This is a genomic window from Gracilibacillus sp. HCP3S3_G5_2 (assembly GCF_052063305.1).
GTDB lineage: Bacteria > Bacillota > Bacilli > Bacillales > Amphibacillaceae > Gracilibacillus.
Genome location: NZ_JBQHXU010000005.1, coordinates 49,904 through 75,976 on the forward strand (window position 1 = coordinate 49,904; position 26,073 = coordinate 75,976).

Annotated in this window: 21 protein-coding genes and 3 pseudogenes; 3 read left to right on the forward strand and 21 right to left on the reverse strand. The window is 34.8% G+C overall.

Annotation, left to right across the window (positions count from 1 at the left end):
- Nucleotides 1-305 precede the first annotated feature (305 nt).
- The 3 genes from ACTNEP_RS09000 to ACTNEP_RS09010 all read right to left on the reverse strand — a co-directional run bounded on the left by ACTNEP_RS09000 (nucleotide 306) and on the right by ACTNEP_RS09010 (nucleotide 2,855).
- Nucleotides 306-929, reverse strand: a complete 624-nt coding sequence (locus ACTNEP_RS09000; protein WP_441161548.1) for a nuclease-related domain-containing protein — start codon at nucleotides 927-929, stop codon at nucleotides 306-308.
- A complete protein-coding gene (locus ACTNEP_RS09005; RefSeq protein ID WP_441161549.1) occupies nucleotides 913-1,218 on the reverse strand; it encodes a nuclease-related domain-containing protein in 306 nt (101 codons plus the stop codon). The genes ACTNEP_RS09000 and ACTNEP_RS09005 overlap by 17 nt, the downstream gene beginning before the upstream one ends.
- Before the next feature lie 110 nt (nucleotides 1,219-1,328).
- Nucleotides 1,329-2,855, reverse strand: coding sequence for a glycine betaine uptake BCCT transporter (locus ACTNEP_RS09010; protein ID WP_441161550.1), 1,527 nt, complete (start codon nucleotides 2,853-2,855; stop codon nucleotides 1,329-1,331).
- Nucleotides 2,856-3,772: 917 nt separating this feature from the next.
- Between ACTNEP_RS09010 and ACTNEP_RS09015 the strand changes: the two genes are divergently transcribed.
- The gene (locus tag ACTNEP_RS09015) at nucleotides 3,773-5,614 is read left to right on the forward strand and encodes a family 43 glycosylhydrolase (RefSeq protein ID WP_441161552.1); all 1,842 of its coding nucleotides are present in this window, start codon (nucleotides 3,773-3,775) and stop codon (nucleotides 5,612-5,614) included.
- A 173-nt stretch (nucleotides 5,615-5,787) separates the two neighbouring features.
- On the opposite strand, the pseudogene ACTNEP_RS09020 reads toward ACTNEP_RS09015, so the two are convergent.
- Nucleotides 5,788-6,126, reverse strand: a pseudogene (locus tag ACTNEP_RS09020) (glutaminase); the annotation flags it as partial.
- Here ACTNEP_RS09020 and ACTNEP_RS09025 point away from each other — a divergent pair.
- Nucleotides 6,127-6,399, forward strand: coding sequence for a hypothetical protein (locus ACTNEP_RS09025; RefSeq protein WP_441161553.1), 273 nt, complete (start codon nucleotides 6,127-6,129; stop codon nucleotides 6,397-6,399). It begins immediately after the preceding pseudogene.
- A gap of 43 nt (nucleotides 6,400-6,442) precedes the next feature.
- Here the strand turns inward: ACTNEP_RS09025 and ACTNEP_RS09030 are convergent.
- From ACTNEP_RS09030 to ACTNEP_RS09060, 7 genes and pseudogenes are all read right to left on the reverse strand, one after another.
- Nucleotides 6,443-6,646, reverse strand: a pseudogene (locus ACTNEP_RS09030) (Gfo/Idh/MocA family protein); the annotation flags it as partial.
- A 237-nt stretch (nucleotides 6,647-6,883) separates the two neighbouring features.
- Nucleotides 6,884-7,075, reverse strand: coding sequence for a DUF2264 domain-containing protein (locus ACTNEP_RS09035; protein WP_441161554.1), 192 nt, complete (start codon nucleotides 7,073-7,075; stop codon nucleotides 6,884-6,886).
- Nucleotides 7,020-8,030: a DUF2264 domain-containing protein gene (locus ACTNEP_RS09040; protein WP_441161555.1), complete on the reverse strand. Its 1,011-nt coding sequence runs from the start codon at nucleotides 8,028-8,030 to the stop codon at nucleotides 7,020-7,022. The genes ACTNEP_RS09035 and ACTNEP_RS09040 overlap by 56 nt, the downstream gene beginning before the upstream one ends.
- A 150-nt stretch (nucleotides 8,031-8,180) precedes the next feature.
- Nucleotides 8,181-9,059 carry a carbohydrate ABC transporter permease gene (locus ACTNEP_RS09045; protein WP_441161556.1) on the reverse strand — a complete coding sequence of 293 codons (879 nt, stop codon included), beginning with the start codon at nucleotides 9,057-9,059 and terminating at the stop codon, nucleotides 8,181-8,183.
- A 10-nt stretch (nucleotides 9,060-9,069) separates the two neighbouring features.
- Nucleotides 9,070-9,939: an ABC transporter permease gene (locus tag ACTNEP_RS09050; RefSeq protein WP_441161819.1), complete on the reverse strand. Its 870-nt coding sequence runs from the start codon at nucleotides 9,937-9,939 to the stop codon at nucleotides 9,070-9,072.
- A 196-nt stretch (nucleotides 9,940-10,135) separates the two neighbouring features.
- Nucleotides 10,136-11,764: an extracellular solute-binding protein gene (locus ACTNEP_RS09055; protein WP_441161557.1), complete on the reverse strand. Its 1,629-nt coding sequence runs from the start codon at nucleotides 11,762-11,764 to the stop codon at nucleotides 10,136-10,138.
- A gap of 299 nt (nucleotides 11,765-12,063) precedes the next feature.
- Nucleotides 12,064-14,370, reverse strand: coding sequence for an AraC family transcriptional regulator (locus tag ACTNEP_RS09060; RefSeq protein WP_441161559.1), 2,307 nt, complete (start codon nucleotides 14,368-14,370; stop codon nucleotides 12,064-12,066).
- Nucleotides 14,371-14,526: 156 nt separating this feature from the next.
- Between ACTNEP_RS09060 and ACTNEP_RS09065 the strand changes: the two genes are divergently transcribed.
- Complete coding sequence (locus ACTNEP_RS09065; protein WP_441161560.1) at nucleotides 14,527-15,387, forward strand: helix-turn-helix domain-containing protein; 861 nt, start codon at nucleotides 14,527-14,529, stop codon at nucleotides 15,385-15,387.
- A gap of 498 nt (nucleotides 15,388-15,885) precedes the next feature.
- Here the strand turns inward: ACTNEP_RS09065 and ACTNEP_RS09070 are convergent, their stop codons facing one another.
- From ACTNEP_RS09070 to ACTNEP_RS09115, 10 genes and pseudogenes are all read right to left on the reverse strand, one after another.
- Nucleotides 15,886-16,767: a family 43 glycosylhydrolase gene (locus ACTNEP_RS09070; RefSeq protein ID WP_441161561.1), complete on the reverse strand. Its 882-nt coding sequence runs from the start codon at nucleotides 16,765-16,767 to the stop codon at nucleotides 15,886-15,888.
- Between the two features lie 70 nt (nucleotides 16,768-16,837).
- The gene (locus ACTNEP_RS09075; protein WP_441161562.1) at nucleotides 16,838-17,518 is read right to left on the reverse strand and encodes a YesL family protein; all 681 of its coding nucleotides are present in this window, start codon (nucleotides 17,516-17,518) and stop codon (nucleotides 16,838-16,840) included.
- Between the two features lie 26 nt (nucleotides 17,519-17,544).
- Nucleotides 17,545-18,456 (reverse strand): carbohydrate ABC transporter permease, encoded by a 912-nt coding sequence (locus ACTNEP_RS09080; protein ID WP_441161564.1) that lies wholly within the window; start codon nucleotides 18,454-18,456, stop codon nucleotides 17,545-17,547.
- A gap of 29 nt (nucleotides 18,457-18,485) precedes the next feature.
- Nucleotides 18,486-19,376, reverse strand: a complete 891-nt coding sequence (locus ACTNEP_RS09085; protein WP_441161565.1) for an ABC transporter permease — start codon at nucleotides 19,374-19,376, stop codon at nucleotides 18,486-18,488.
- A gap of 82 nt (nucleotides 19,377-19,458) precedes the next feature.
- Nucleotides 19,459-21,084, reverse strand: a complete 1,626-nt coding sequence (locus tag ACTNEP_RS09090) for an extracellular solute-binding protein (protein WP_441161566.1) — start codon at nucleotides 21,082-21,084, stop codon at nucleotides 19,459-19,461.
- A 139-nt stretch (nucleotides 21,085-21,223) separates the two neighbouring features.
- Nucleotides 21,224-22,603, reverse strand: coding sequence for a response regulator transcription factor (locus ACTNEP_RS09095; protein ID WP_441161567.1), 1,380 nt, complete (start codon nucleotides 22,601-22,603; stop codon nucleotides 21,224-21,226).
- Nucleotides 22,596-24,320 (reverse strand): cache domain-containing sensor histidine kinase, encoded by a 1,725-nt coding sequence (locus tag ACTNEP_RS09100; RefSeq protein WP_441161568.1) that lies wholly within the window; start codon nucleotides 24,318-24,320, stop codon nucleotides 22,596-22,598. The genes ACTNEP_RS09095 and ACTNEP_RS09100 overlap by 8 nt, the downstream gene beginning before the upstream one ends.
- Nucleotides 24,321-24,518: 198 nt before the next feature.
- Nucleotides 24,519-24,610: pseudogene (locus ACTNEP_RS09105) on the reverse strand (IS200/IS605 family transposase); the annotation flags it as partial.
- A gap of 126 nt (nucleotides 24,611-24,736) precedes the next feature.
- The gene (locus ACTNEP_RS09110; RefSeq protein ID WP_441161569.1) at nucleotides 24,737-25,228 is read right to left on the reverse strand and encodes a sigma-70 family RNA polymerase sigma factor; all 492 of its coding nucleotides are present in this window, start codon (nucleotides 25,226-25,228) and stop codon (nucleotides 24,737-24,739) included.
- A gap of 191 nt (nucleotides 25,229-25,419) precedes the next feature.
- Nucleotides 25,420-25,917, reverse strand: coding sequence for a cupin domain-containing protein (locus tag ACTNEP_RS09115; protein WP_441161570.1), 498 nt, complete (start codon nucleotides 25,915-25,917; stop codon nucleotides 25,420-25,422).
- Nucleotides 25,918-26,073: the final 156 nt, after the last annotated feature.

Consider the following 26,073-nt stretch of genomic DNA (forward strand, 5'->3'; position numbering starts at 1 on the left):
TAGGTACTAGATAACATATGATGGTGTTCAGAATTTATTCGTCCATTAGCTAGCAATAAAAAATCCCGACTATTTAAAATGCAGTCAGGATTTTTTATAAATTTTTATTACAAATCTTTGGGTAACGTAGATGAATTTGTTGTTTATCCCTGTTTAATCAACAAATCTTCTTGCTACCTTCTTTGATTTGTTGTTTATCTGTATATTTTCAACAAATCCTCATGTCACCTTTCTCGTTTTGTTGATTATCCTCTTATATTTAACAAATCCTGAAGACTCCCTTTTCAATTTGTTGTATATCCTATTTACTGATAATAGCTTCCCTTTTTATCTCCTTGCTTGGTCAAGTACTTGTTCAAAGCATATTGAATTCTTCTTCGGGATTCTACCCCTAGCCATTCTTGAGCAACTGCTGTTGTGATTTTCAATAGCGGGAATAACAATTGCAATTCTTCCACATTCCGCAATATGGCGTTTTGAGCTTGTTCTTTTGCACCACAGTGGTGGCATAGACATGTCTTACCTACTATCATTGTTTCTAATCGTCTGCATGATTGACAGCGGACACCTTTGTTTAACTCGGTAAATGTGAAATCTGGTAGTTGTTGGTAAGGGGATTGTGTTAATGCTAATTGTGTTAATTTATCCGCTATTTGATAACACGTCGGATCAAGGCTAGAATCAATGCTTAGTTGTTGGAAATATCGTTTTAATTGATTTGGTAGTATAATAGTGGGGTTTCTTGGAGCTTGTAGTAATGTGAATTGCGGGTTAACAAAGACGACTTTAGACTGGATGGGAATTTGAAGGCTTAAGTCTTGAAGTAACTGATGTAATAAGGAGTCTGCTCTTGCTAGTTGTATTAGCGGGTCATCAATCTCTTTACCAGATGTGAGATATAGCTTCTCTTTTTCATAAAAAAAAATCACCTTTATAATTTTTCAATTCATATAAGAAAAAAGTATTGTTGATAATCAAACCATAATCTATTTGGAAAATTTTATTACGATGAGGTAACCAGAGGTCCTGGAGGATTAAATATTCGCCGGAGAGATTTTCGACATAGCGATCAAAAAGAAGCTCGCCCTCATAGCCTTTCTGTAATACTTTGCATTTCTTCACTTCATCAGACGAAAGTTCTTTTCGGTACAAGAGTGCTTCATAAATTTGTAATTCATATGGCTTTGCCCTTTGCTTCATATCACGCCAACCTTTCATTAAAATATTATTCCTACTATTCCATCATACTTTATTGATAGATTCTCGCAACCCTTTTTAAAAAAATAATCCCGCAACACTTTTCCTAGTGTCACGAGATTATCACTTTCCTATTGCTCGGTTGATTTTTTCTTTCTCGGTTTAGGTTTTAAATAAAGGCCTAGTTCCTTCTTTTCCTTAGTCAACGATCTGTAAAGCGAAAGCAGCATTAAACACATTACTACCGAGAAAGGGAGCGCTGCTATGATCAGAATATTTTGTAAGGCTTGAAGTCCTCCGCTATATAGAAGCACTACAGCTACCGCGGATTGAGCTATCCCCCATGTTAATTTAACATTGTTTGGAGGGGTTAATGACCCATAAGTTGTCTGCATCCCCAATACGAATGTTGCTGAATCTGCTGATGTAATGAAGAATGTACTAATCAATACAATGGCAACAATAGACAATACTATCGCTCCTGGATATTCATTAAAAACAGCAAATAATACTTCCTCTGTCGCAAATGAAGATAAATCGATATTGCCACTATTTTGTACCCCAATGGCAGATGTACCAAAAGTGGTGAACCATAGAAAACTAACTACAGCTGGTAATAATAATACACCTATCATAAATTCGCGTATTGTTCTACCACGTGATACTCGAGCAATAAATATACCTACAAATGGTGACCATGAAATCCACCATGCCCAATAAAAAATCGTCCAATCGTTAATCCAAGTACGGTGTTCCTCATCAAGCGGAGCAATTCGAAAACTCATTTGAACAAGGTTTTGTACGTATCCGCCTAAAGAATCTGTGAACATATTTAAAATTAAAATAGTTGGCCCAATAAAAAACATTAAGGCAAACAGACCAATTCCTAATACCATATTTGTATTACTTAAGTATTTGATACCTTTCCCTAAACCTGTAGAAGCAGATATCATAAATAAAATTGTAACAATGATAATAATAATCAGCTGTACGATAAAACTATTCGGGATTCCTGTTAAATAGGAAAGACCACCGTTTATCTGTGCGGCGCCAAATCCTAATGTAGTTGCTACCCCTATTACAGTAGCAAACACCGCTAATACGTCTACTACTTTTCCAAATGGTCCATCCATTTTTGAGCCAAATACCGGCTTCAGTGTAGCAGAAATTAATCCAGGTTCATTTTTCCGGAATTTAAAATAAGCTAAGGCTAAAGCTACAATGGCATATATTGCCCAGGCATGAATGCCCCAATGGAAATATACATATCTCATTGATTCTTTTTGAGCAGCATTTGTGCCACCTTCCGCTAGAGGAGGAGTGAGGTAATGTGATAGAGGCTCTGCAGCACCCCAGAAAACTAGGCCAATTCCCATACCTGCACTAAAGAGCATCGCAAACCATGTCCCTTTTGAATATTCAGGCTTCTCATCTGGCTTCCCTAGTTTAATGGCACCAACAGGACTAAAAATCAAAAATATACAAAAAATCAATATAACTGTTACTAAAATCAGGTAATACCATCCAAACGTTGAAGTAATCATGGCTTGAATGTTAGCAGTCAGTTCTTCGAAACTACTTGGAGCAACAATTCCAAAGATAACTGCTGCTAAAACGATCGCAACCGTTATCCAAAATACACTTGATATCTTTTTCATTATTTTCCAACCTCTCGTATAACTAATCAACTATATTAAAATACCATTATTAGGTTCTTAAGTAAACAGTAGAAGCCATATTCTTTGTTACTGTAATACATCAAAATAGAGTATTTCACTACCATTTAAGTTCAAAAGAACCTTGTTCCATTACCGATTTTCACCTGATAAATATACCCGTTATTACCTTTTACTAAACACTCTTATTTTTGTATAGCATAGGATACCAATTATGTCTAATAGATAAGCCACTACGACTTCCCCCATCTTTTAAAAACCAAACGGTACTCAAAAAAGTTAAAATTTTCAATAAATGACCTTGAATAATATTAAAAAGTTTTGTATGGTTATATTAATAATTCATATGATGAATATCATTAATAATTAAATACATCATATGAATCATTCGAAACTAATGTGGTCCCTAAGCTATATATGGCATAAAAGATTCTCTAAACTAACACAAATCCTGTCTACCATTTTCATAGAAATTTTACTTCTCTCCCCCTAAAGGCAGGATTCATCAAATAAAGTAAGAAATACATTCTATCACTGATCTCTTAACCACCCCACGAGAAGCAAATATAAAGATATTATTCGTATAATCGTAACCTTTTCATCACAGACTTACCTCTTATAATTTAAGTAATTTTCCTAGGAGTATCATATTAACATCAAAAAATTAAGACAGTTTAACAGGGCGTTAGATTAAGAAGGATCTTCCATTTTAAGAATGGATGTTTTAATTGCTCTTCATACTAATATCCAACCTTTTCCCAAAATAGCTTTAGCAAGGAATTTTCACTTCTCTTTATGAAAGGGGGAATGCGATTAGAGGTAAAAAGTACAAAATATTGGCAGCAACTTTTTATTAGGGATGAATTATATGAGAGAAACGGAAAGGAGTTTAAGGTATAATGACCTACAACGAAAAAACTGCGAAACAGATATTAGGGCTAGTTTCAGTTTCTATTTTAGTATTGTTAGCACTATCGATTTTTCCATCTACTGTCTTTTCAGAGGAAAACCAAGAAAAGGATAACAATAATGTAAGCGTTGTCTCTGAGGGAGGGGAACTTCTACATCCTCAAACAGATAAAATTCCTCTTACTGGACAACTTAGTACCCATGACCCTACTCTATTTAAAGATGGAGACACATACTATGCATTTTCAACACATCAGGGGGCTTTCCGTTCTGAAGATGGAATGGAAGGACCTTGGGAAAGTTTTGGTAGATTGGATAAACCAGAATGGACTTACGAGGTATCAAACGGAACAACTTGGGCTCCTCACGTGCATAAAGTAGATGATATGTTCTACATGTACTACTCGATATCAAACTTCGGGACTAATAATTCAGCAATTGGTGTTGCCTATACGGAAACACCCGGTGATTTAGACAGTTGGGTGGATCATGGAGAAGCTATTATTAGTTCAGGAGAAGCCGGTGATGGCGAAACTCATAATGCTATTGATCCGGCAATACTTCAAGATAATGAAGGGCAATGGTGGATTGTGTGGGGATCTCACTTCGATGGAATAATGATTCAACGACTTAAGGATAATATGGTGGAAACAACAGGAGAAATATACCCTATTGCACATCGTGGTAGCGAGCGCTTTCCAGTTACCAATCCGAGCTATAATCGTATAGAAGGACCAGCTATTTTTAAGAGGGGAGACTACTATTACTTATTATCTGGTTGGGACTGGTGCTGTAGGGCTGATCCCAGTGACAATACCTATAAAATTGTTGTAGGTCGCTCAGAAAATATAAACGGTCCATACGTCGATAAAACAGGCACTCCTCTTACAGAAGGCGGAGGGAATATTATCTTAAATCATCGCTATACTGCTCCAGGAATTACACCTGATGGTCTTTATCAAGCTCCGGGAGGACCTGATGTTTATGTGGAAAATGATTCGTACTACATGATTTATCACGGCTATATGCCACAAACGAGAATGGGGATCAGGGAAATGCAATGGCATGATGATTGGCCTTATTTTTCTGACCCAGGAAATTACAACTTACAAGATGGACTCCATTATCAAATTAAAAATGAAGAAAGTAATAAATGTCTAGCAGTTGCAACAGATGGCAATGTTATTCAAACAGAATGTGATAATTCTTTTGAACAGACATGGAAATTAAATAAGGAGCACGATGGGTTCTATCAGTTAGAAAGTATGGCAAATGGTGGACAATATTGCTTAGAACTGGAGAATAATTCAGGTGTTGATAGAACGAACATCCATACTTCACCTTGTAAAGACACTGATAATGACTTACAACAATGGTATTTCGATGACATGGGCTATGGTTACCATAGAATTGGTATGAAAGATATTAATTTAGCACTTGAAATAGATCATGTAGAGGAAGGTGAATATTTAACAAATGTTGCAGGTTGGTACCCGAGAAATGGTGATCATAGTTTTGGAAGTGCCACTCAAGCAGGTAAATGGCCGCCTCAACATTGGATGCTAACTATTATGGATTCAAATAATATTATAAGCCTAATCGATTATTATACGAAGTCAAATGATATTACGGGCCCATTTAAAAGACAACTTACCAATAGTGCAAAACAGGCACAACACCATTTCGAGAACGGAAATAATAAACAAGCAAGCAAACATTTAGAGAACTTTCTAAAGAGAATAGATAATGAGGATTTACAGGATCAAATCTCTCCTCATGCTAAGGCAATATTAAGAGAAGAAGTAAATGAGTTTATTCAAGTTCTACACTAATTAAAAACTAAAAATTTATATTCAACTATTCTAATAAGAGTTCAATATTTATGGGGGCATTCTAACCCGAAAGCCCCCTTACTTAAATACCGTGAAATTCTTTTTCTGTTAACAGTTGGGGTTTTCTTTAACGGTATATAACGTGGATCTTCCAAAATTTATTTACTCTTTTTGACTCCAATTCCACACTCTTCAAGGAAAGGAAGGCCTTCTTGCCTTGCTCTTGGAGGAGCAACGGCAACAATACCACCAGAAACACCACTTTTTGCTGGAATCCCGACATACGCAACAAACTTTCCAGAAGCATCATACATGCCGCAAGTCAGCATCAACGATTTTGCTAAACGGGCAACTTGCTTTGGAATAATTTCTACCTCCGTCTTTGGATCCTTACCGTCATTTGCTAATATCGTTCCTAAATGAGCCAAATCCTTAAGGGAAATTTCGATTGAACATTGTTTAAAATACGTTTCCAATGTCAGTTCCAGCTCTGATTCCAGATAGTCAGTTTCGTGTTACCTTTATCAGTTCCAGCAATTGTCTCTACTGGTATCTACGCATTAGTACATGCATGGAGTGAATTTGTATTGACATTCACCTTTGTATCAGCTGATTCGATGAGAACCTTATCTACTGGTGTTTTTAATTTTATGGGGTTATGGATTGTTGACTGGGGGCGTTTAATGGCAGCTGCTATCTTAATTATTATACCAATTGCCATCGTGTTTACCTTTATCCAAAAGTATCTAGTTAGTGGACTTACTATTGGATCAACAAAAGGGTAATGATACTAAATAAGGGGCTTTTCATGTCCAATTTTTAAAATGAAAAGTCCCTTATTAAATATTCATCCATATTATCACCCCAGAACTCGCACTCCGTCCCATTGTCATAATATATATCTGTTTTCTGAGCAAAGGCATCTACACTCAATGTTCCTTTTGTCCCTATTATTTCTAAAGTTACATCTCTCCATGTTGGATAACCTTTATTTCGAGACCAGCTACAATCTAGTGAAGCGAATACATTATTATTCTGGAAAGTAAGCATTTTTACTTTCCCAGTTAATATTAAACTACCCTCGAAAAATTTAATTTTCTAGTCTATTACAATTCAAAAATTCTTTGAATCAGACGAAAAATATAAAAAGTGATTAGTGTCCTCCATTTTCAACCTTAATCCCTACAGGAGTAACCCTGCATATATACCTTCTCACTTACACCTTTCAAATGATAGATTTAAGGTAAAGCATCTGCCCCTCGTTCCACATTATAAAGCGTGGTCGATTGGGATAGTTTTTCCTGACCATACTCGTTTTGATGTCCATTCCATTGATGGCTCACTCCAAAACGGATCAGACTCTTGTAATCCCAATGGCAGGAAAGCTGCAGAACATAAATAAACACTACCTGTAGAAATATATGCTTCCCCTATCTCTGGTTGGTATCCGCAAAAATCCAATCGTTAGCCATCCCGATTCGGTAAAAGTTCCAGGTGCTTCCATAGTTCTCTTAATAAGTGCAGTTAAAGCACTTCTCACTTGTGCAGGCTTTAATTCACTAGGTAAATCACCACGTAGTGCATGTTGAGCTAAACATTGAAATACACCAAAACGATAGGCTAAAGACCTACCGACAGGAGGAAAGGTTCCCTCTGGTGAAATCGTTCTCTCCTGAATCACGGCATATCGCTGCGATCTTTTGATAATTAATTCTCTTAATACCTCCCATTCTCTATACTCTGCCCCAACTGTATCTATCAAATCTACTAACATCGGATGTATGACAAAACTATTGTAGTAATCATGGTGGTATTCCGTGCCATCACTGTAAACTCCATCCCCTAAATACCATTGTTCAAATTGCTTAATAGCATAATCTATCCGCATTGGATCCCAATCTTTTTCATCGACTTTATATAAAAACGCTTCAATAATCGCGGAAAACAATAGCCAGTTTGAAAATATCGGTTTTCTTGTTCTCGTAGCTTTTAACGCACGTATCACATTTTGCTTTACTCGATCATCAAGCTTTTCCCATAATTCATTCGGTCCTCTTAACAATGCGTGCGCTAAAAAAGCGGTATCAACAATTGGTTGATAATCATCTGAAAAATTCATCTGATCCGGTGAGTGTGGATCTGTTCCTGCATCAATTGCTGCTCTTGCTAATTCAGCATATTTGATTCGGAGCTTTTCTTCCTCACTATTTTCACATACTTGATTAAGCCATGGTGCCATACCTACTAATAAGCGGGCTAATGCTTCCAAATGGGAAAATTTCTCCCTATTGGTTCCTTCCTTCATCTCGACCGGCATTTCTTTTTTTAATGTTCTATCTTTCAAGTGTAGAAGAACAGGATTTGCTATTTGCAACATCGACTGAAGCCAATAATCTCGCTCTTTATTGTCTATCATTTTAATTTCTCCCCTCTCACTTTACTAAAAACTCGTCAGGTATTACGAAGATTTTCTTAACTATCTATCATTATACTAAAAAAGAGAAGGAGAGTTTTCACCTCCTTCTTCACAATTATATGCTTTTATTCACACTATCACTTAAATCTGTCAACCCTTTATCCCACCAATCATAACCCCTTTAACAAAATATTTTTGTAAGAAAGGGTATAAACAAAGAATTGGCACTGTTGCTACAATAATAGTAGCGTACTTAACCGTTTCACCTATTGGCATAGCATCCACTGCACTTACACCTGATGTCATACTACTTGTATCGTTTGCGATTAGTATTTCACGTAATATTAACTGTACTGGAAATAACTCCCTATCTTGTAAGAAAATCATCGCATGGAACCAAGAATTCCAGTGAAACACCCCATAGAACAGTATCATAACAGCTACAACAGGAAGCGATAATGGCAAAACGATTCTAAACAATATTGTAAAGTCATTAGCCCCATCAATACGCGCAGATTCTTCTAAGCTTTCTGGAATTCCTTGAAAGGCAGTACGCATAATAATTAAATTAAATGCACTAACTGCTGTGGGAAGAATTAATGCCCAACGTGTATCAATCAAATTCATTTCATTTACAAGCAAGTAAAGAGGAATAAGGCCCCCTTCAAAAAACATCGTGAAGACAATCATAAACATAATAAAGTTACTCCACAAAACATTTTTTCTTGAAAGTGCATAGGCTCCTAGAGATGTTAGAAGAATATTTACAGCGGTACCGACAACCACATAAAATAAGGTATTAAGATAAGAAGTAACAATCATTGGGTTATTAAATACCATTTTGTAAGCTTCGACTGTAAAATTCTTTGGAGCAAGCATTATCCCTCTAGTTTGCGCAACGTAAGCGGGATCGCTTAGGGACGCAAATAATATATAAAGTAATGGGTAAAACGTAACTAATGACAAAAGAACAAGAAATATTATGTTCCCATAATCAAATAAGCGCTCCCCCAGTGTTTTTTTCATCATGTATCCCCTCCTACCATAATTTGGTGTCACCAACTTTTCTTGCTATTCCATTTGCTATTACTAATAGCGTAAAGGCTATTAGGGCCTTAAACAGTCCCACTGCAGCACTGTAGCTAAAATTACTTTCTAGAATACCTTTTCTATAAACATAAGTTCCAATTACATCTGCAGTTTCATAAGTTGTTGGATTGTACATTAACAATATTTTTTCTTCACCTACTGTCATAAACTTACCAATAAGCAAGATTAGCAAGATGACAACTGTGGGCATAATTCCCGGTAAAGTAATATGAAACATTTGCTTAAATCGACCAGCACCATCCATTTTTGCAGCTTCGTACAATGCTGGATCAATATTTGATATAGCAGCAAGAAAAATAATGGAACTCCAACCAACATTCTGCCAAATATCTGAGCCTATAAAGAGTGTTCTAAACCACTCTGATTCTTGCATAAAAGCAATCGGTTCAATGCCAAATAAAAATACTAAAATGTCATTAATCACACCATCTCTTGCGGTAAAATCAAATAATATACCCACTATAACTACCAGAGAAACAAAGTGAGGCATGTACGTAACCGTTTGAACAGTTCGTTTGAATATTCTGCCTCTGACCTCATTAAGTAATAATGCCAATATTATCCCTGCAGGAAAAGCAAAAAGTAAGCTGTAAAAACTAAGAAGAATCGTATTCCTCAACAACCTCCAAAAGAAGAAGCTATTAAAAAATTCTTTGAAATGTTCGAAACCTACCCACGGGCTTCCAAGAAATCCAAGCTCTGGCGAGTAATCTTTAAAAGCAATTTGCAATCCATACATTGGTCCGTATTGAAAAATTATATAATATAAAATTACTGGAGAAACCATCAGATATATCATTTTATTTCTTTTAAAATCTTTCTTGACCCTCTCTATGAAGCTAACAACTTTATCTCGTAGACTGCTTTTAGATTTAGAGTGAAAAGAAGTAACTTCCTTTTCCGTTTTCGCCATTTCCTCACCCCTTTCTTCATGATAAGAATATATCATTTGCTGTCATGCTGAGACTTTCAACACAACAGCATACATACTATAGTTACCTTGCTATATAACGATCTAAAGCTGCTTGTTGAAGTTCAATCGCTCTTTCAATCCCCATACCTTTTAACGTCTCAACGAAATCTTCAAAGTTACTTAAAGGTTCTTCTCCCATAATAAATCTAAGAACCATTTCATCGTAATAAGTGTCCAAGTCGCTCATAATGGAATTATACTCTTCACTTTCATCAGCATTTAAAGTGATTGGCGGCATATTAATTTCGTTTTCTGCTGTTTCCCCCCATATCTCTACCGCTTCTTGCTGTTGAGGCAATTCTAGGTATTGCTCTACGTAACGTACATCTTGCACCAATGGTCCACCATAAGATGCCCTTATATATTTACCTAATGCCTGATTCATGGGCAGACCATCTGGATTCTCCGTGATTTCCTCCGTGTAAGTAGGATATCCATCTACCATTTCATAACTTTCACCTTCAATACCGAAATTAAAGAGCATATGTCCTTCCTCAGAGTATGCAAAATCCAGCCATTTAACAATTTCTTCCGGATTCTCAGCCGAACCTGAAATGGCAGCACTATGCATCCCTTCATATGGATGTGCAAGTTGAGCTGTAGCTGCTTTTTCACCCTCTTTAAGACTAGGATGAGGAGTCGGAGAAAGTGTAAATTCAGGATTTTGTTCATCCATTAACCCCATATATTTACCTATCCCACCACCAGTAAAGCCAAATAAACTACCAAGTTGATTATTTGTTACCTTAGCATCTAGTAGTTTTGTATCAACTGCAGCAAAATCCGGATCAAGTAATCCTTGTTCATACCATTTGTTCATCGTTGTTAAAAATTCTTTAAATTCTGGTTGTATGGATCCATATTTAACAGTTCCATTATCGTTATAGAATTGCGCATGAATTCCATATGCACCAACAAATGCTCCGATATTCTTAATGTCATCAGGCTGAACCATAAGCGGAATTTCATCCAACTCACCGTTTCCGTTAGGATCCTCATTTTTGAAAGCTGTTAAAACTTCTTCCCATTCACTTATCGTCGATGGTTGTTCTAGGTCCAGTTTGTCCAGCCAATCTTGACGGATCATCATCCCCATAAATACCATTAATTTTTCATCCCCACGAATAAAAGGAAAAGTATAAATATTTCCCGCATCAGTTGTAACCATTTTCTTAACTTCTGGGTTCTCATTTAAATAACGATTAAGATTCGGTGCATAATTTTCTATCAATTCATTTAAGCGTATAATGTTACCCGCTTCAATTGCCTTATCAGGACCATTTGGAACAGTCCGCCAATTATATTCAATTACATCAGGTAACTTTCCTGAAGCAATCATAAGGTTAAACTGTTCTGTTATATCAGTACCTTCTCCTGATGGATGCTTGAATTCAACTTTTGTTCCTGTTATTTTTTCTAACTCCTGATAAACTCCAACATCATTAAGCGTTTGAGAGGTTTGTGAAACACTTGGATGTAATTCAGTCCAATAAGTAATTTCTTCTGGATATTCAACTTCCTCAGGATCTTTTAGTTCGATATCTTCCCCTTCGGCTTGTTCCTCTTGCTCATTAGATGTTTCATTGCTAGAACACCCAACAACTAATAGAAGTAAGATTAGCAGCAAGAGTAAAAATGATAACGTTTTCATATGATTCCTCATATTGATGTAGTCCTCCCTTTTCGTTTTAAATTGAAAATTATTTCGTAATAATCATAAGTCAATAAATGACTAAAAGGATATAGTCCATTCTTTGGATTAGTTATCAATATTTTAGAAACGATTATTATCTCTTCACTATTACGTTATCAAATCTTTATATATAGCCGTTCAGTACTTGATGCACACAGTTAAATCCTCTACCCAAAATGTCTATAGGACTATAATGGGAGAGGATAACTCAAGCCATCTTATACAATATTTTCCAAACTAAAATTTCACATATATCTTCAAATAATCTCTCGATACTTCCCAGGTGTTACGCCCTCTACTTTTTTAAATACTCTAATTAATCCTACACTGTTTGAATAACCTACGTTTGTCGCAATCTCCGATATTGTAAGTTTTCGATTTGGCAGCATTTTCTTAGATTCTTCTATTCTAATTTTGGTTATAAAATCACTAAGAGTAATACCCCCCTGCTTCTTAAAGAAGGCAGATAAATAGGATGGATTCATGGAAAAGTGTTCAGCGATCATCCCTAGGCTAAGCATGTTATTATTATAGTTTTCTTCAATAAAATGAGTAATTTCCTTATATAGGCTTTCTGCTTTAGTCGAATGATTTTCTTGTATTTTATGGCAGAACTTATAATATAAAAAATTAATTTTCTCTTGTAATTCTTCGACCGTATTAGAGTCTGAAATAACCTTAAATGGTTGCAGCGTATCAATGAACTTTTGCTTATCTTCTTCTCTTAAGTTACTAAGTAATTTAACCCAGGTACTTAATAAGTCATAAGATAAGCATTTACTCATTTCCGGGGTCATTTCTTGTTGAACATTATTACTAAAAATTTGATCAAGGGTTTTTTCTACATTTACAAAATCACCATTCTTTGCAAAATTAAGTATCTGAACTTCCGTTTCCACTGGATAATGATAATCATACCCACTATTGTTTTTAATATCTTTATAAAAAATAATAGAACCTGGTCCTTTTATCACCCGATAATCTAGAGCCATTATTGCTTCTCCGTAACATTCTGAGACTTTATTTAATCCATAATGAATTTGACTAATAGCTACGGAAATCTTTATACTAAATTGTTGATCTAAAATGTCTTTCAATTTTTTAACAAGGTTTACTTGTCTATTTTCTTGGCTTTCCGAATTATCATAATAATTATTTAATATAACTAACTTGTCACGCTCTATTTCAACTGTATATCCGTTCTCATCGAAAATCTCCTCACTAAGATTAGCTATAATAAATCTCGTCAACACCCATTTCATTACGATATTCTCTTTCGTAAATTGACAGTGATCCTCAATTTGGATGATGATGACACTAAAATAGTCCCCTTTAAAGCTAACATTCATGCTGTCTAACTCTTTTTGAGGAATAGTCGGTAAATCAACTTGGCCCCTAATCAACCGTAAAATAAAATTAGCTCTTATTACTGGTTCTTGTTGAGAAACGATCTGTTTTAATTGTGATTGTTTATGTTTAGAACTTACAACCGCCTGCTTTATTAAGTCCAACTCATTCGTGAATGTACCTTTTGGATGGTCATTCCCTATAATTGTATGAACCACTTCACGAATTGGTCGATAATTCTTATTTGCTAAATAATAAGAAACGATAATACCTAAAATGATAGATATAAATAGTAAACCGAAAGCCCATGATTTTACTTGATTTACTTTTGATAACACAGTCTCCCTTGGAAATAAAGATAAATACGTCCAACCGTTTTTTTCTGAAGTTGTAAAGGAAGCAACCATAGTGTTTCCGTTTATATCTTTTTCGAAGGAACCTTCTTTCTTATTCAGTAACGGTTTTATCTCTTCAAAAGTACCCTCATTTTCACTAGTGGACATCATAATTTCTTTATTCTCATCTGCTATATACATAATTCCTCTGTTAAATCCCTCTAGTTGTTGAAGCATCTCTCTAATCTGCTTTTCATCAATGTGAACCATAAGTATTCCTCTTACATCTGTTACCTCCCCATATGGCAATGATTGAATAAGCGTGATGATGTTTTCTTCTCTTGAATTCATAATTACTTTTTCTGAAGGATAATAATCTCTCAAATGAAAGCCTGACATCTTACTATTCATTATTTCATCATAAGTAGAATGTTGGTAACGCTTAATGTGGTTAAAAAACATAGATGAATTTGTTTTCATTGTGGGTGATAGTAACACATCAGACTGAGAAAAATACACGTAAAAATCATCAATATGGGTACTAACCGTTTTATATTTTTTTAATTCTTTTATAAAATGGATATATTCATAATTACTCACCTTCTGTTGCATTGTCATTAAATCGTTTAATCTCTGGTTTAATGAAATTTGTATGGATAATTGCTCAGTTTCCTCAAACCTGTTATCTAAGACATTTCTTACTTGTTCTAACATAGCCGTATTCGATTCATGTGCATTTTCGACCATGATTGCTTCAATTCGGTTAAATAACATAAAGCCAATTAGTACAGGTATAAGTAGCACAACCAAATAGGAGACAAGAAGTTTCACAAAAACATTTATACGCGTTTCACCATTTTTAAAGCGCTTCCATTTTATCATTACGTTCACCTCGTATTATAAATAAATACAACTTTATCAAACACATACTTTATAAAGAAAAAAGTCCACCTTAGAAAATTATAAGTTGGTAGATACAATAAAAGTTATTGTATAATAACCAATAATGTCGTTCTGTTGTTTTATTAGGAGGGTGTTATGAATAAATTATTTGAACAAATTGATTTAAAGCCATTTCATTGGATTTATCGAAGAATTTCTGAAGATAATTTTAGTGGATTCTATCATTGGCATCAAGGCTGTGAGTTATTATTTGTTTACCGTGGACAAGGACGAGTAATTGTTAATCAACAAACCTATGATATCAAACCAGGTATGCTATTCTTCTTTCAACCTTTTCAATTGCATAAGGTATATGTAGAAGTATCTCCTGACACCCCTTACGAGCGAAGCATTATGCACTTTGACCCTTTAACACTAGGAAAAAGTTTGGATAGTTTCCCTGGTTTAAGCAAATTGTTAAACCGGATGCAGAATAGCGTTCTTGAGGAACAAGCATTTGACTTAAGTAATAATTATCACTATGTATATGAAATTTGCGAAGCACTTAATAATTCGTTAAAAACAAATACCTGGGAAGAAGATAGTCAACTTTTTCTCATGCAAATGCTCTCTTGTATCCGATCCAATATGCAAGATAAGAAATTAGACACTACTATAGATAAATATCGCTCTCTACATCATTCTGAAAGAATCATGCAATGGCTACAAGAACATTATATGGAACCTTTTGACCTGGAAAAACTATCAAATGACGTTCACCTATCTAAATCCTATGTTTCAAGAATATTTAAGCGTGAAACCGGGAGTAACCTAACTGAATATTTAACTATTCTTAGAATTAAGCAAGCATGTCAATTATTGCAAATGAGCGAAGAGCCCATAGAAATCATTAGTGAAAATGTCGGATTAGGAAATGTTTCCTATTTCATTCAGTTATTCAAAAGAATGATTGGCACAACACCACACCAGTATAGACTTTGGCATAAAATAACATGAAAGACAGATCTATTTTAAGTAGTTCCTTCCTTAATAGTAGAGTTAGGATCTAACATCTATTCTCTTTTTCTCTATGAAAATAGCTATTTATACTGCCTTCATGAAATACGATACTTTTTTATGTAAAACTCTAAAAGAAATCCTTTCGGTATCACTTCTTCTATCAAAAACATAAAGACCTCCATATTTTATGGTAAATTCTGTTTAAATAAGAGAGAGCGATTATGCAAAACAATATTAAATAATGGTGTGTGGGATCAGGAGGTATAAACGTACAAAATGAGAATTTTTAAGCAAGCTTTTATATTAAAACTCTTCGTATCTCATAATAGTCCTATATGGTAAGCACTTGCTTCTAGTATATAAGTAACTCTATCATTATGGATAATTATTATTGGTTGTAGTATACGAATTTTCTAGTAACAGAGTTCATACCAAAACAAAAAACTTGCAGAGAATACTCCCTACAAGCATTTTAAATATAGCTACAAACCTTAGTTAACCTATCTGCTGATCTACATTGACAACTGGTCTGTCATTGACAAAATCAATTTTACTTATACAAGTCTCTCTCAATAAACCCTTCTCCGGATCTATTAGTCGGTGATAGACCAGAAACCATTCACCCTTGTATTCTGTCATGGAAGCATGACCTGTTCCCAATGCATATTGTGACGGTTGAGTCACTCTATTATCTGTTGGAGCTTTATAAGGACCATATATATTTTTACTCGTTGCATAACAAATTTGATATCTTGGATCACGTGTATCGTAGTTACTCCAAGTTAATAAGTAATCATCACCCCATCTTTGTAAATGAGGTCCTTCATTATAAACACCAATGTCAAATTCTTCTGGATCTTTACCACGACTTTTATATATTTGATCAGATAATAGTTTCGGCTCGGACTTAAATGAAACCATATCTTCTTCTAGCGGTACGATCCAACATTTCCCTTGTCCCCAGAGTAGATACGGTTGATTATCATCATCAACAAACAAGTCTGCGTCAATACTTTGACAATTATATTCATTCTTTTTAATTAAAGGATAACCCAACAAATCCTTAAATGGACCTACTGGAGAATCAGATACAGCAATACCTATTTGTGCTTCTGCGGAGAAATACATATAATACTTACCATTATACTTATTAACACCTGGAGCCCAAGCTCTTGAATTTGCCCAACTTACATTAAGTAAATCTAAAGCTAAATATGGACCGTCCCAATGAACAAGATCTTTACTGTGAAACACATGAAACTTATCGTAAACCCAACCATCACTATCTTTTGTCGGATACAAATAATAATCCTCTCCGTCTTTTAATATAAATGGATCAGCCCATTCTCCCTGGATAATTGGTCCTTGTCTGTTCATCTCATTTCCCTCCACAATCATGAATTATAAAAAGGCTTTCATTCAATGTCATAACATCTGTACCATTTACCTACGCCGAGGTAATCTTATCGCATGTGCTTTTAAAACAAAAATAGGCGATAAAAGCAATAAGTGAGCCCATGAAAAAAGGTATAACAAAAGTAACAACCTCAAAACTAATAAAAATAATGAAGAAGCTAACTATTCCTAACGAAAGAGATTGAATCGGTTTTCCCAAAGTAATCCATAGAGCATTTTTTAATATGCCTAAAAATTTCATCTCTATATGAACTGTTAAAGAAAAAAAATGCAGACTATAAACGACAATAAAATTGATAACCAATAAAAGTAACAAAGAACTACTGAAGCTATAATATGTCACCAAATAATAGTAATCGATAAATATCACCACTAGTGCAATAGATATAACGAATCCACCTAGAACACTATATCCATAATTCGTTTTATAATATGTTAAATAGGATTTGAATATGGCAACATCTTCTCCTCTACTCCATTTACGTATCAGCCCAAACATTGCTGTTGTGGCCGGGAAGAAAATAAATGGTACAACAATCAATAGAGTTATCCCTAAAATCGCCAGATCCTGAAAACTTGTTACTAAAAATATATTTAACAATAAATATATTACCGGTATATTAAAAACTAGCCATAATATATTGGCTGTGGTAAATCTAAATATCCACTCAGACATTCTTATAAACAGCCCCATAAATCCATTAGTATTCATTGCCTATTCACCCTACTCTCCAGACGTTATTCTTTCACTGAGCCTAATGTAATACCTTTTACGAAATACTTCTGAAGAAATGGATAGATAATTAGAATGGGAAGCATCGTAACAACTATCTTAGCCGCATTAAATGTTCTTGTTGACGCTTTTTGCATAATTTCCTCTTTATTAGCAGAGGTAATTTCATCCGGACGAATAACTAGCTGTTGAATATATGTTTGTAACGGCATATTTTCGGTTTTATTCATATAAATCAAACCATCAAAGAACGAATTCCAATGCATAACAATGCTAAATAACGTGACAGTCGCAATTGCTGGTAACGCTAAAGGGACATAAATCTGAATAAGCATACGCCATGGTCCAGATCCATCAACAATAGCTGCATCTTTTAAAGCTCTAGGTAATCCCCTAAAAAAGTTCATTAAGATGATCACATTAAAAATCGGTACTGCAGTCGGAAGAACTAGTGCCCACAGTGTGTCAATTAAACCTGTTGACTGTACGACCATATAGGTTGGAATTAAACCACCATTAAACATAAAGGCAAAAATAATAATCCACATATATATATTTCGGCTCCGAAATTCAGAAGTTTCATTAGACAGAGCGAATGCCATCATCACAGTTAAAACAAAGTTAATAATTCCGCCTAACAGTACTCTTTTTACCGAAACAAAAAAGGAATTAAAAAAATACGGATCATCCATTATTTGTGTGTATGGAGCAAAAGTAAAATCCACCGGAAACAATGTAACGCTACCGGCAGAAGCAGCAGAACTACTGCTAAAGGATAGTGCAAATATATGAACTACAGGTAGTAAACTGAGAAACGATATGAATAGTAAAATGACAAGAATGATCATATCCGTAATATTAAGTCGTTTTCCTTTGTGTCCCACTTTAATATTCGTATGCTTTCTTACAGCTTCCATCAAATACACCCTCTTTCCCAAAATCAAAGTTAGAATATTCTGTAGTTAGCATATTTATAAGCCAGTCGATAAGATAGGATAATTAAGACGAACCCTATTAATGCTTTCATCATGCCCACTGCAGTTGCTAAACCAAATTGTGCATTTATTAATCCCGTACGGTAAACAAACGTATCAATAATATCACCAGATTCATAAACTAGAGGATTATATAGGTTAAAGATTTGATCAAATCCTGCATTAAGAATTTGACCGATACTTAACGTTGACAGTAATACAATCGTCGGGGCAATTCCTGGTAAGGTGATATGCCATATCTTACGCAAACGAGTAGCTCCATCGATATCTGCTGCTTCATATAATGCCGGGTTAATAGCAGTCAAAGCAGCCAGTATAATAATGGCATTAAAGCCGAACTCCTTCCAAACATCACTTAAAACCACTATAATTGGAAACCAAGTGTTACTTGCTAGGAAAAAAATCGTATCACCAGTAAAAAAGGAAATAACTCTATTAATTAAACCATCACCAGACAGCATATCTATTAATACACCTGCAAGAACAACCCACGATAAAAAGTGGGGTAGATAAACAATTGTTTGAATATACCTTTTTACTCTCATAAGTATAAGTTCGTTTAAAAGTAGTGCAAATGCCACTGGTACGATGATATTCATGATAATTTTCATACTAGCTATAAAAATGGTGTTAAAAAATACTCTTGTACTGCTGTCCAACTCAAACATGTACATAAAGTTTTCTAATCCTACCCACTCTGATCCTGAAATTCCCTTTGCTGGAATATAATTTTGGAAGGCCATCACGTTTCCAAATATGGGTAGTAGATTATAAATCAGTAAAAGGATCATCCCCGGTAATAACATTAAATGGTAATGTATCGTTACTCCTTTATATCGCATTCCTTTTCCCCCTCAGCACTATAAATCTTACTTGTATATGGTAAACGAGAAATGGCTGTATCCATCCATTTCTCGTTTATCATTAATTCTCGTTAACAATTTCGCTTACTTCTTCTGTTATCGTGTCACCGCCCTGACTTTTCCATTTTGAAACAAACTCATCAAAGTAATCTAAAGGCTCAGAACCGAGAATAATTTGTAGAAAAGCTTCATCTTCCATTGTTTGTAAATTAGCCCATCGTTTTTCCATGGTTTCTGTCTGCCCATAAAAAACTCCTTGAACTTTATTTACATCTGTTGTATTAATAATGTCCGCACCTTGTAGAAATGCATTCGCTCTTGCCCATGCAGAAAGGTCCTTTTTTGGATTTTCTTGGTTCACTAAATAATCTTCATAAACCTGTTTTGGTTCTCCCATTAAATCATCTGGCGATCCATTACCTTCTATAACTTCTTTGACTTGAGCAGCTTTTACTTCCTTATCATCATACCTACTTAATAATAAGGAGAAAGGCATATGTGCCCAGTTAAATCCCATATCTTCTTCACCCTCGTAAAATCCGTAACCATCCCCTTGGACCTGATCAATATCAAACTGATAGTTCAACGTTTCTACAATAACTTCAGGTCTTTCAAATCCTTTTCGTACTACTAAATAAGAAGAGCTAGGGGCTGTCATATGAGTATTCATTGTTCCTTCAGCATTCTTAGGTACAGTAAGTGCAATCCACTCCGCTTTTGGATCTTGTTCTAATTGATTTCTGAGTACCGAGAATGGTGCCCACCATGGATATAGAAGCATACCGGAGGTTCCATTGACCACAAGTTCTTCCGAATCCTCAGGTTTTTTGACTCCAAATTCTTGCTCTATTACACCTAATTCGTACATTTCCCGTAATTTACCTAGGGCTTCCTTTGTTTCAGGTTGAATAGATCCATATACAACCTCACCATTATCATTTTCAATCCACATTTCTGGATAAGCATCAAAATAACTAAAAATGGTATCGAAGCCAAACAAACTATTTCCGATATTTACTATACTCTGACTTCCTAAAAGCCCGACTGTATCATCTTTCCCACTTTGATTTGGGTCTTGTTCTTTAAATGCCTTTGCTACTTCAATGAGATCGTCTAATGTTTCCGGTACATCAAGATTAAGTTGATCCAACCAATCCTCACGAATCCAAAGTAAATTTATTCCATCTGCACCTGGATTAATATTTGGAATCGCCATTAGTTTTCCATCATAGGTAGCTTGTTCTAAACCATAGTCACCAGTATCTTCATATGCCCCCCTTAAATCGTCAGATACTGTATTGTTAAACGCTTCGGTCATATCCTCGATTAGGTCCGCCTCAACAAGCTGAGTTAGTTGTGTTTTATCCACTACCATGACATCTGGTATATCTCCGCTTGCAATCGCTAAACTATTTTTCTGCTCAATATCTTGTGAACTACCTTGATAAGCTAGCACATAGTCTACATTTAATTCTTCTTCTAAGAATCTTGTATATTCATTGTCCTCCACCGTATCACCATTAGGTAAGTTAGAATCTAACTCTCCCGCTTTACCTATTGTTATTTCGATGGTATCAGATGAACCTTGTACGTCCTCACTATCTTCAGACGATGAAGATTCATCATCGCTACATGCTGTTGCAAGCGCTAGCAAAATAAATAAGATAAATAATAATGACTTTCTCACAACATCATTCCCCTTTCTTTTTCATTTTGTAATCCCAATACAATTGTAATGGAGAAGTTGTGATAATAGGGATAGATAACTGTATAGAAAAACAGTTATTTTTGTAATCGCTTCCATTTAAAGAGAACAACTTTCTGCATTATTTTATACCATTTTGGCTATTTTCTTGAAATTTCACCTTTTTTCTATACGCAGATGGTAAACATTTTACTTCCATTTGAAATACCTTGCTGAAATAGCGCTCATCCTTGAATCCAGTTTGCTCAGCAATTTCATAAATAGGTAGCATGGTGGTCGAAAGAAGATGCTGGGCCTTTTCAATACGGAGTTGTTTTACAAACTCGGTAAAGCTTGTTCCAGCAATTCTCTTAAAATAGCGACTAAAATAAGCTCTACTCATGCACGCATATTCAGCAATTTCCTCCTGGGTAAAATGAAGGTTTTCTTGTTTTCTCATATAATTAATCGCTTTATAAATACCTGCGACGATTTCTTCAGGGTATTGACTATTATTATATCGTTCTCTTATGACTTGCCGAACATCTAATAACCACATTTTCCAATCATGCCATGAAGAAAAATTTTCAAATTTACTTAACCATTCATGTATACAATTACCAATGTCAAATTCCTCTGCCCATTTAAACATGGACTCATAAAAAATTTGCTTTACTTTAGCGGGATACGGTCTGAATTGTTCCACTGTAGCCTGTAGTACATGAAAACATTCATCACGAAACATCCATTCATAGCTAGACCATTTTATAACTAGTTCATTTAAATCGAAAGAACGATTGTCAGGAAGGTTACTTATCTTACAGTCATACAATTTTTTATTAGGTTGATACTCATAGAAAAAATGATAATCTAAGTATTGATTTAACATTTTATAGATATCTTCCCATGTAAATCCTTTCAGGTCGGATACTTTTACACCAACTAGTCCATGGTAATTATAAACAATACTAGATTCTTGAAACTCCTCCTCATCACTCTCAGTTGGGATGAACCAAACATTATCTGCAACGGGAAGGTTAGGATGTAGTTTTAACCACTCTTCGATTTCCTTATTCTCCTTTTGTTCTATTGAAATTAACACCATACCACACTCGAATTGGAGCCACCTTTCCTTTGGTTGTATAGAATGGAGTCGTTTTGTTATAGATGCTAACACCTCATCGACTTTATCATTTTCTAGTTGCGTTTTTAAAATATAATCAATCGCTCCAAATCGCAACGCTTCTTGAACATAATTAAATTCTTCATAGCAGGTTAATACAACTACGGAGATATCTCGATAATCTCGTGAAATGTCTTTTAATAACGCTAAACCATCCATCTCAGGCATACTTATGTCTGTAAAAACTACATCCACTTTATTACCTTGAATGTATTCGAGAGCTTTACGTCCGTTACTAGCTTCGCCAACAACTTTAATACCATATTTATCCCATGGAAGTAAAAAGTTAAGCCCCTTTCTAACAAGGGGCTCATCATCTACTATCAAAGCTTTAATCATTATCCTCCACCCTTTCTTCATACTCTAATAAAATGCTAACCTCTGTTCCTTTATTCTTTTGACTAGTTATATACAATTTACTATTTGGCCCGAAATAGCTTTTAATCATTTTATCAACATAGTTTAGACCAATACCTAAACCATGTTTCTTGTTTTCACCTGCTAATAAAGCCTTCATTTCCAAATCATCCATCCCCTTCCCATCATCCGTCACCACAATAGATAAGTATCGATCTCTTTCAGTTGTAACGCTTACTTTGATTGTGCCTTCATTTCCCTCTAAACCATGGTATAAAGCATTTTCTACAAGGGGTTGTAACAGAAATCTTGGTGTTTCGTAATCCCACACCTGTTCATCCACGGTTATTTCAACATCAAATATGTTTTCATATCGAATTTTTTGTAATTCTATATAATCTATCAAAGAATTGATTTCCTCTCTAATCGGAACAACATAGCCATCCTTTGCTAGATTATAATTTAACAGCTTAACAAACAATGCTACATATCGGTCAATTGTTTCATGTTCTCCCATTCTCGATAACCACTGAATCGTGTTTAAAGAGTTATATAAAAAGTGAGGATTAATTTGAGCCATTAATTTTTCAATTTCGACTTCGCTTTTATTTTTCTCCTCCTGTTCCACCTTCTTCACTAAATTTTTAATCTTAGTAGTCATTTTATTGAACTCAGAAATGATAGAATCAAACTCTCTAATACCACTTGTGCTCATTTTTACATCTATGTTGCTATGGGAGATCATCGAAATCCCCTGATTAATCTTGCTTAATGGCTTATACACGATTTTTTTGAAAATGACTGCAAGAAGAAAACTACATAAAAGAGATAATAACGTAACTGCCAAGAAAGTATATAACCATTTCCTAAATTCATATCCATAATCTTTTTGGTCAATAAAGGCAACAATCTTCCAGTCTTGATCACTGTCCTTACTAAATATTTTATAACCATCCAACTCACTTAAATCATATTTATCCCCAATAGAAAATAAGCTTTCCTTCTCTGTGTAAATAACTTCACCTTGATTATTTACTAAGATATGAAATGCTTCCATTCCATATTGCATAGAATTCAATATATTTTCAAAGGTACTAAAATTGCTTTCTATGTATATCACGACATTGGATGTTTGTTCATTATTAGTAATATCAAATTTCCTACTTAAGGAAAATACAGTATTTTCACTATTTTTATATTGTGATTCGTGAGGACCATAAAAATGACTACCGTGCATAGATGTTAATTCAGGTAAGTGTTTTAATTGAAAATCCTCTGTTTGCATATTAGTAAATAGTTGTATATTGTTTTTCTGATCATAATACAATGTCATGCCAACTATCGGATTTGTATAATTCATTAAGGCGATATTGTGTTCAATCTGATTCGTTAAACTAATCCTTTCAACCAAATTCTCGGTACTCATATACTTATAAACATCTTGTCCAATTAATCCATTAAATGTAAACTGTTGAGATGTATAATTCATATTCTCTAAAGTGTTTTCTAAGTTTAAACTTACCTTTTCAACATTTTCTTCAAGTCCTTTGTCGATCTTATTTACTAATATTGAATAAATTGAGTACACTGAAATGGTGCCAATTACTATTAAAGGAATAACGGAGCTTGCTGTTAACATCATATAAAGCCGGCTTTTTAGCGATAATGGATAATTGAAGAAGTGGTTGGTGTTATACAATTTATTATCCTCCTGAAAATAATATTGAATGAGAGAAAAAATGAAAACGCTTACCTTTAAAGGCATATTCTATAGATAAATACAGTACTTTGATAGACAGAAAGGATAAAAGTACTTTCTAATAAGTGGTATAATTTTAGCATTATTAAGAATCCTATTCAATAATGTAATCCAACACCTCTAGGTTTAAATCCCCAATATATCTTTTTTGACTTTTCCATATCTTCAATATTTGGAGCAAATACAATATGATACTTACAATTCCAGTTCGTATGTACTAAACTATTAGAAAACTCCTCCGTATGCTATTATTTTGGTTCCGGTTTCTAGACTAAACACTATCTTATTGCCTCCATCTCTTTTCATTTATAAAAAAATTGACTACTTATAAAAGTAGTCAGGAATACATATAAACATTATAAATAATCTTTTTGTTCCAACGTATACCGTATTTTCTTCCGTGCCAGTTTCCCCCAGTTTTTCACTGCGTTTTCTGTGACACCTTGTTGTTCGGCAATGGATCTGACAGAGCGGTCGTGCAATATAAATTCTACAAACCAACACCATTGCTTATCCGAAAGCTCTTCTTGGATATCCATCAGCATTCGTGTATCCAAATCCAATTCGTCCTCGATAATTAAATCTTCGATGGTTACTTGATCAAGCCATTTCTGCTGCTTTTCACGTTCGCGATTCTCCTTGCGAATCTTATTGATGAAGCGACGTGCGATACAGCTGTATACATAGGTTGATAATTTTGACTTCGTTTGATCGTAGCTTTTAAATGCTTCCCATACCGCAATTAATCCTTCTTGATAAAAATCTCCTTCCACGTCACGAATCTGATATTTATGGATCAAATGATGAATCATACGCTCATAATCTTTCAATACTTCTTCAAATTTCATTTTCGTATTCTCCTAGATGATAAGCGCTTATCTTGAATTACCGGTGAATCTAGCATATCGGAAAAGCCTCTGCCATTCACATTCCCATACTTGCTCCATGATGAAAGAAATTCAAAAAAGCTTTTGTAATTTCGCTATTTTCTCTTATGAAAATTGTTATATTATGCTGTTTAAATGGAATACGCTACTTTTTAGAAACTAAAAGTTATCCCGACAGCTGCGTTTTCTTCGGGAGATGCGTTCCAATAATTATATTTAGCGCTTACAGCCTCGAAGTGAGCTAAATCCTCTGGTGTCACAGGTTGGGGAGAATTCTTCACTGGTCTTCCTATCTCCTTAAAAAACTGTGCCATTGTATTAGTCACGGTAATGTAAAGGACCGCGGGTTTGTTAGAAACGTTTCTCCAAGCATGATGTGAATTTCCTGGAATGTGTATATAATCACCTGCCTGTGCCGAGATCCATTCGTAGCCCTGCTTATCTTGTCTTAAAGCCTCTATCTCTCCAGAAATGACGATAAAATCCTCCGTATCACTGTGACTGTGAAGCGGAACAGCAACACCAGGCGGGATCTCACCTTTCATAACACAAAAGTCATTGTGCTCCTCTTCTGGCAATGTTAAAAACTCTACGGTAGGCCCAAAGACTTCAAGGGTCAGGCCAGATGTGGGATTCTTTTTTGTACTCATGTATTTCCTCTCCTTTTTTCGCTTCTATTTGTGGAACCAGATTTTTTCCGTTTGAAGCGCCTATTGTTCGTTTTTGTTTCTATATTAATTCCTAACAGCAAATCTCCTTTTATCTCCTATATTACTTTTTTGAAATCACCTTATCATTTTCATAAC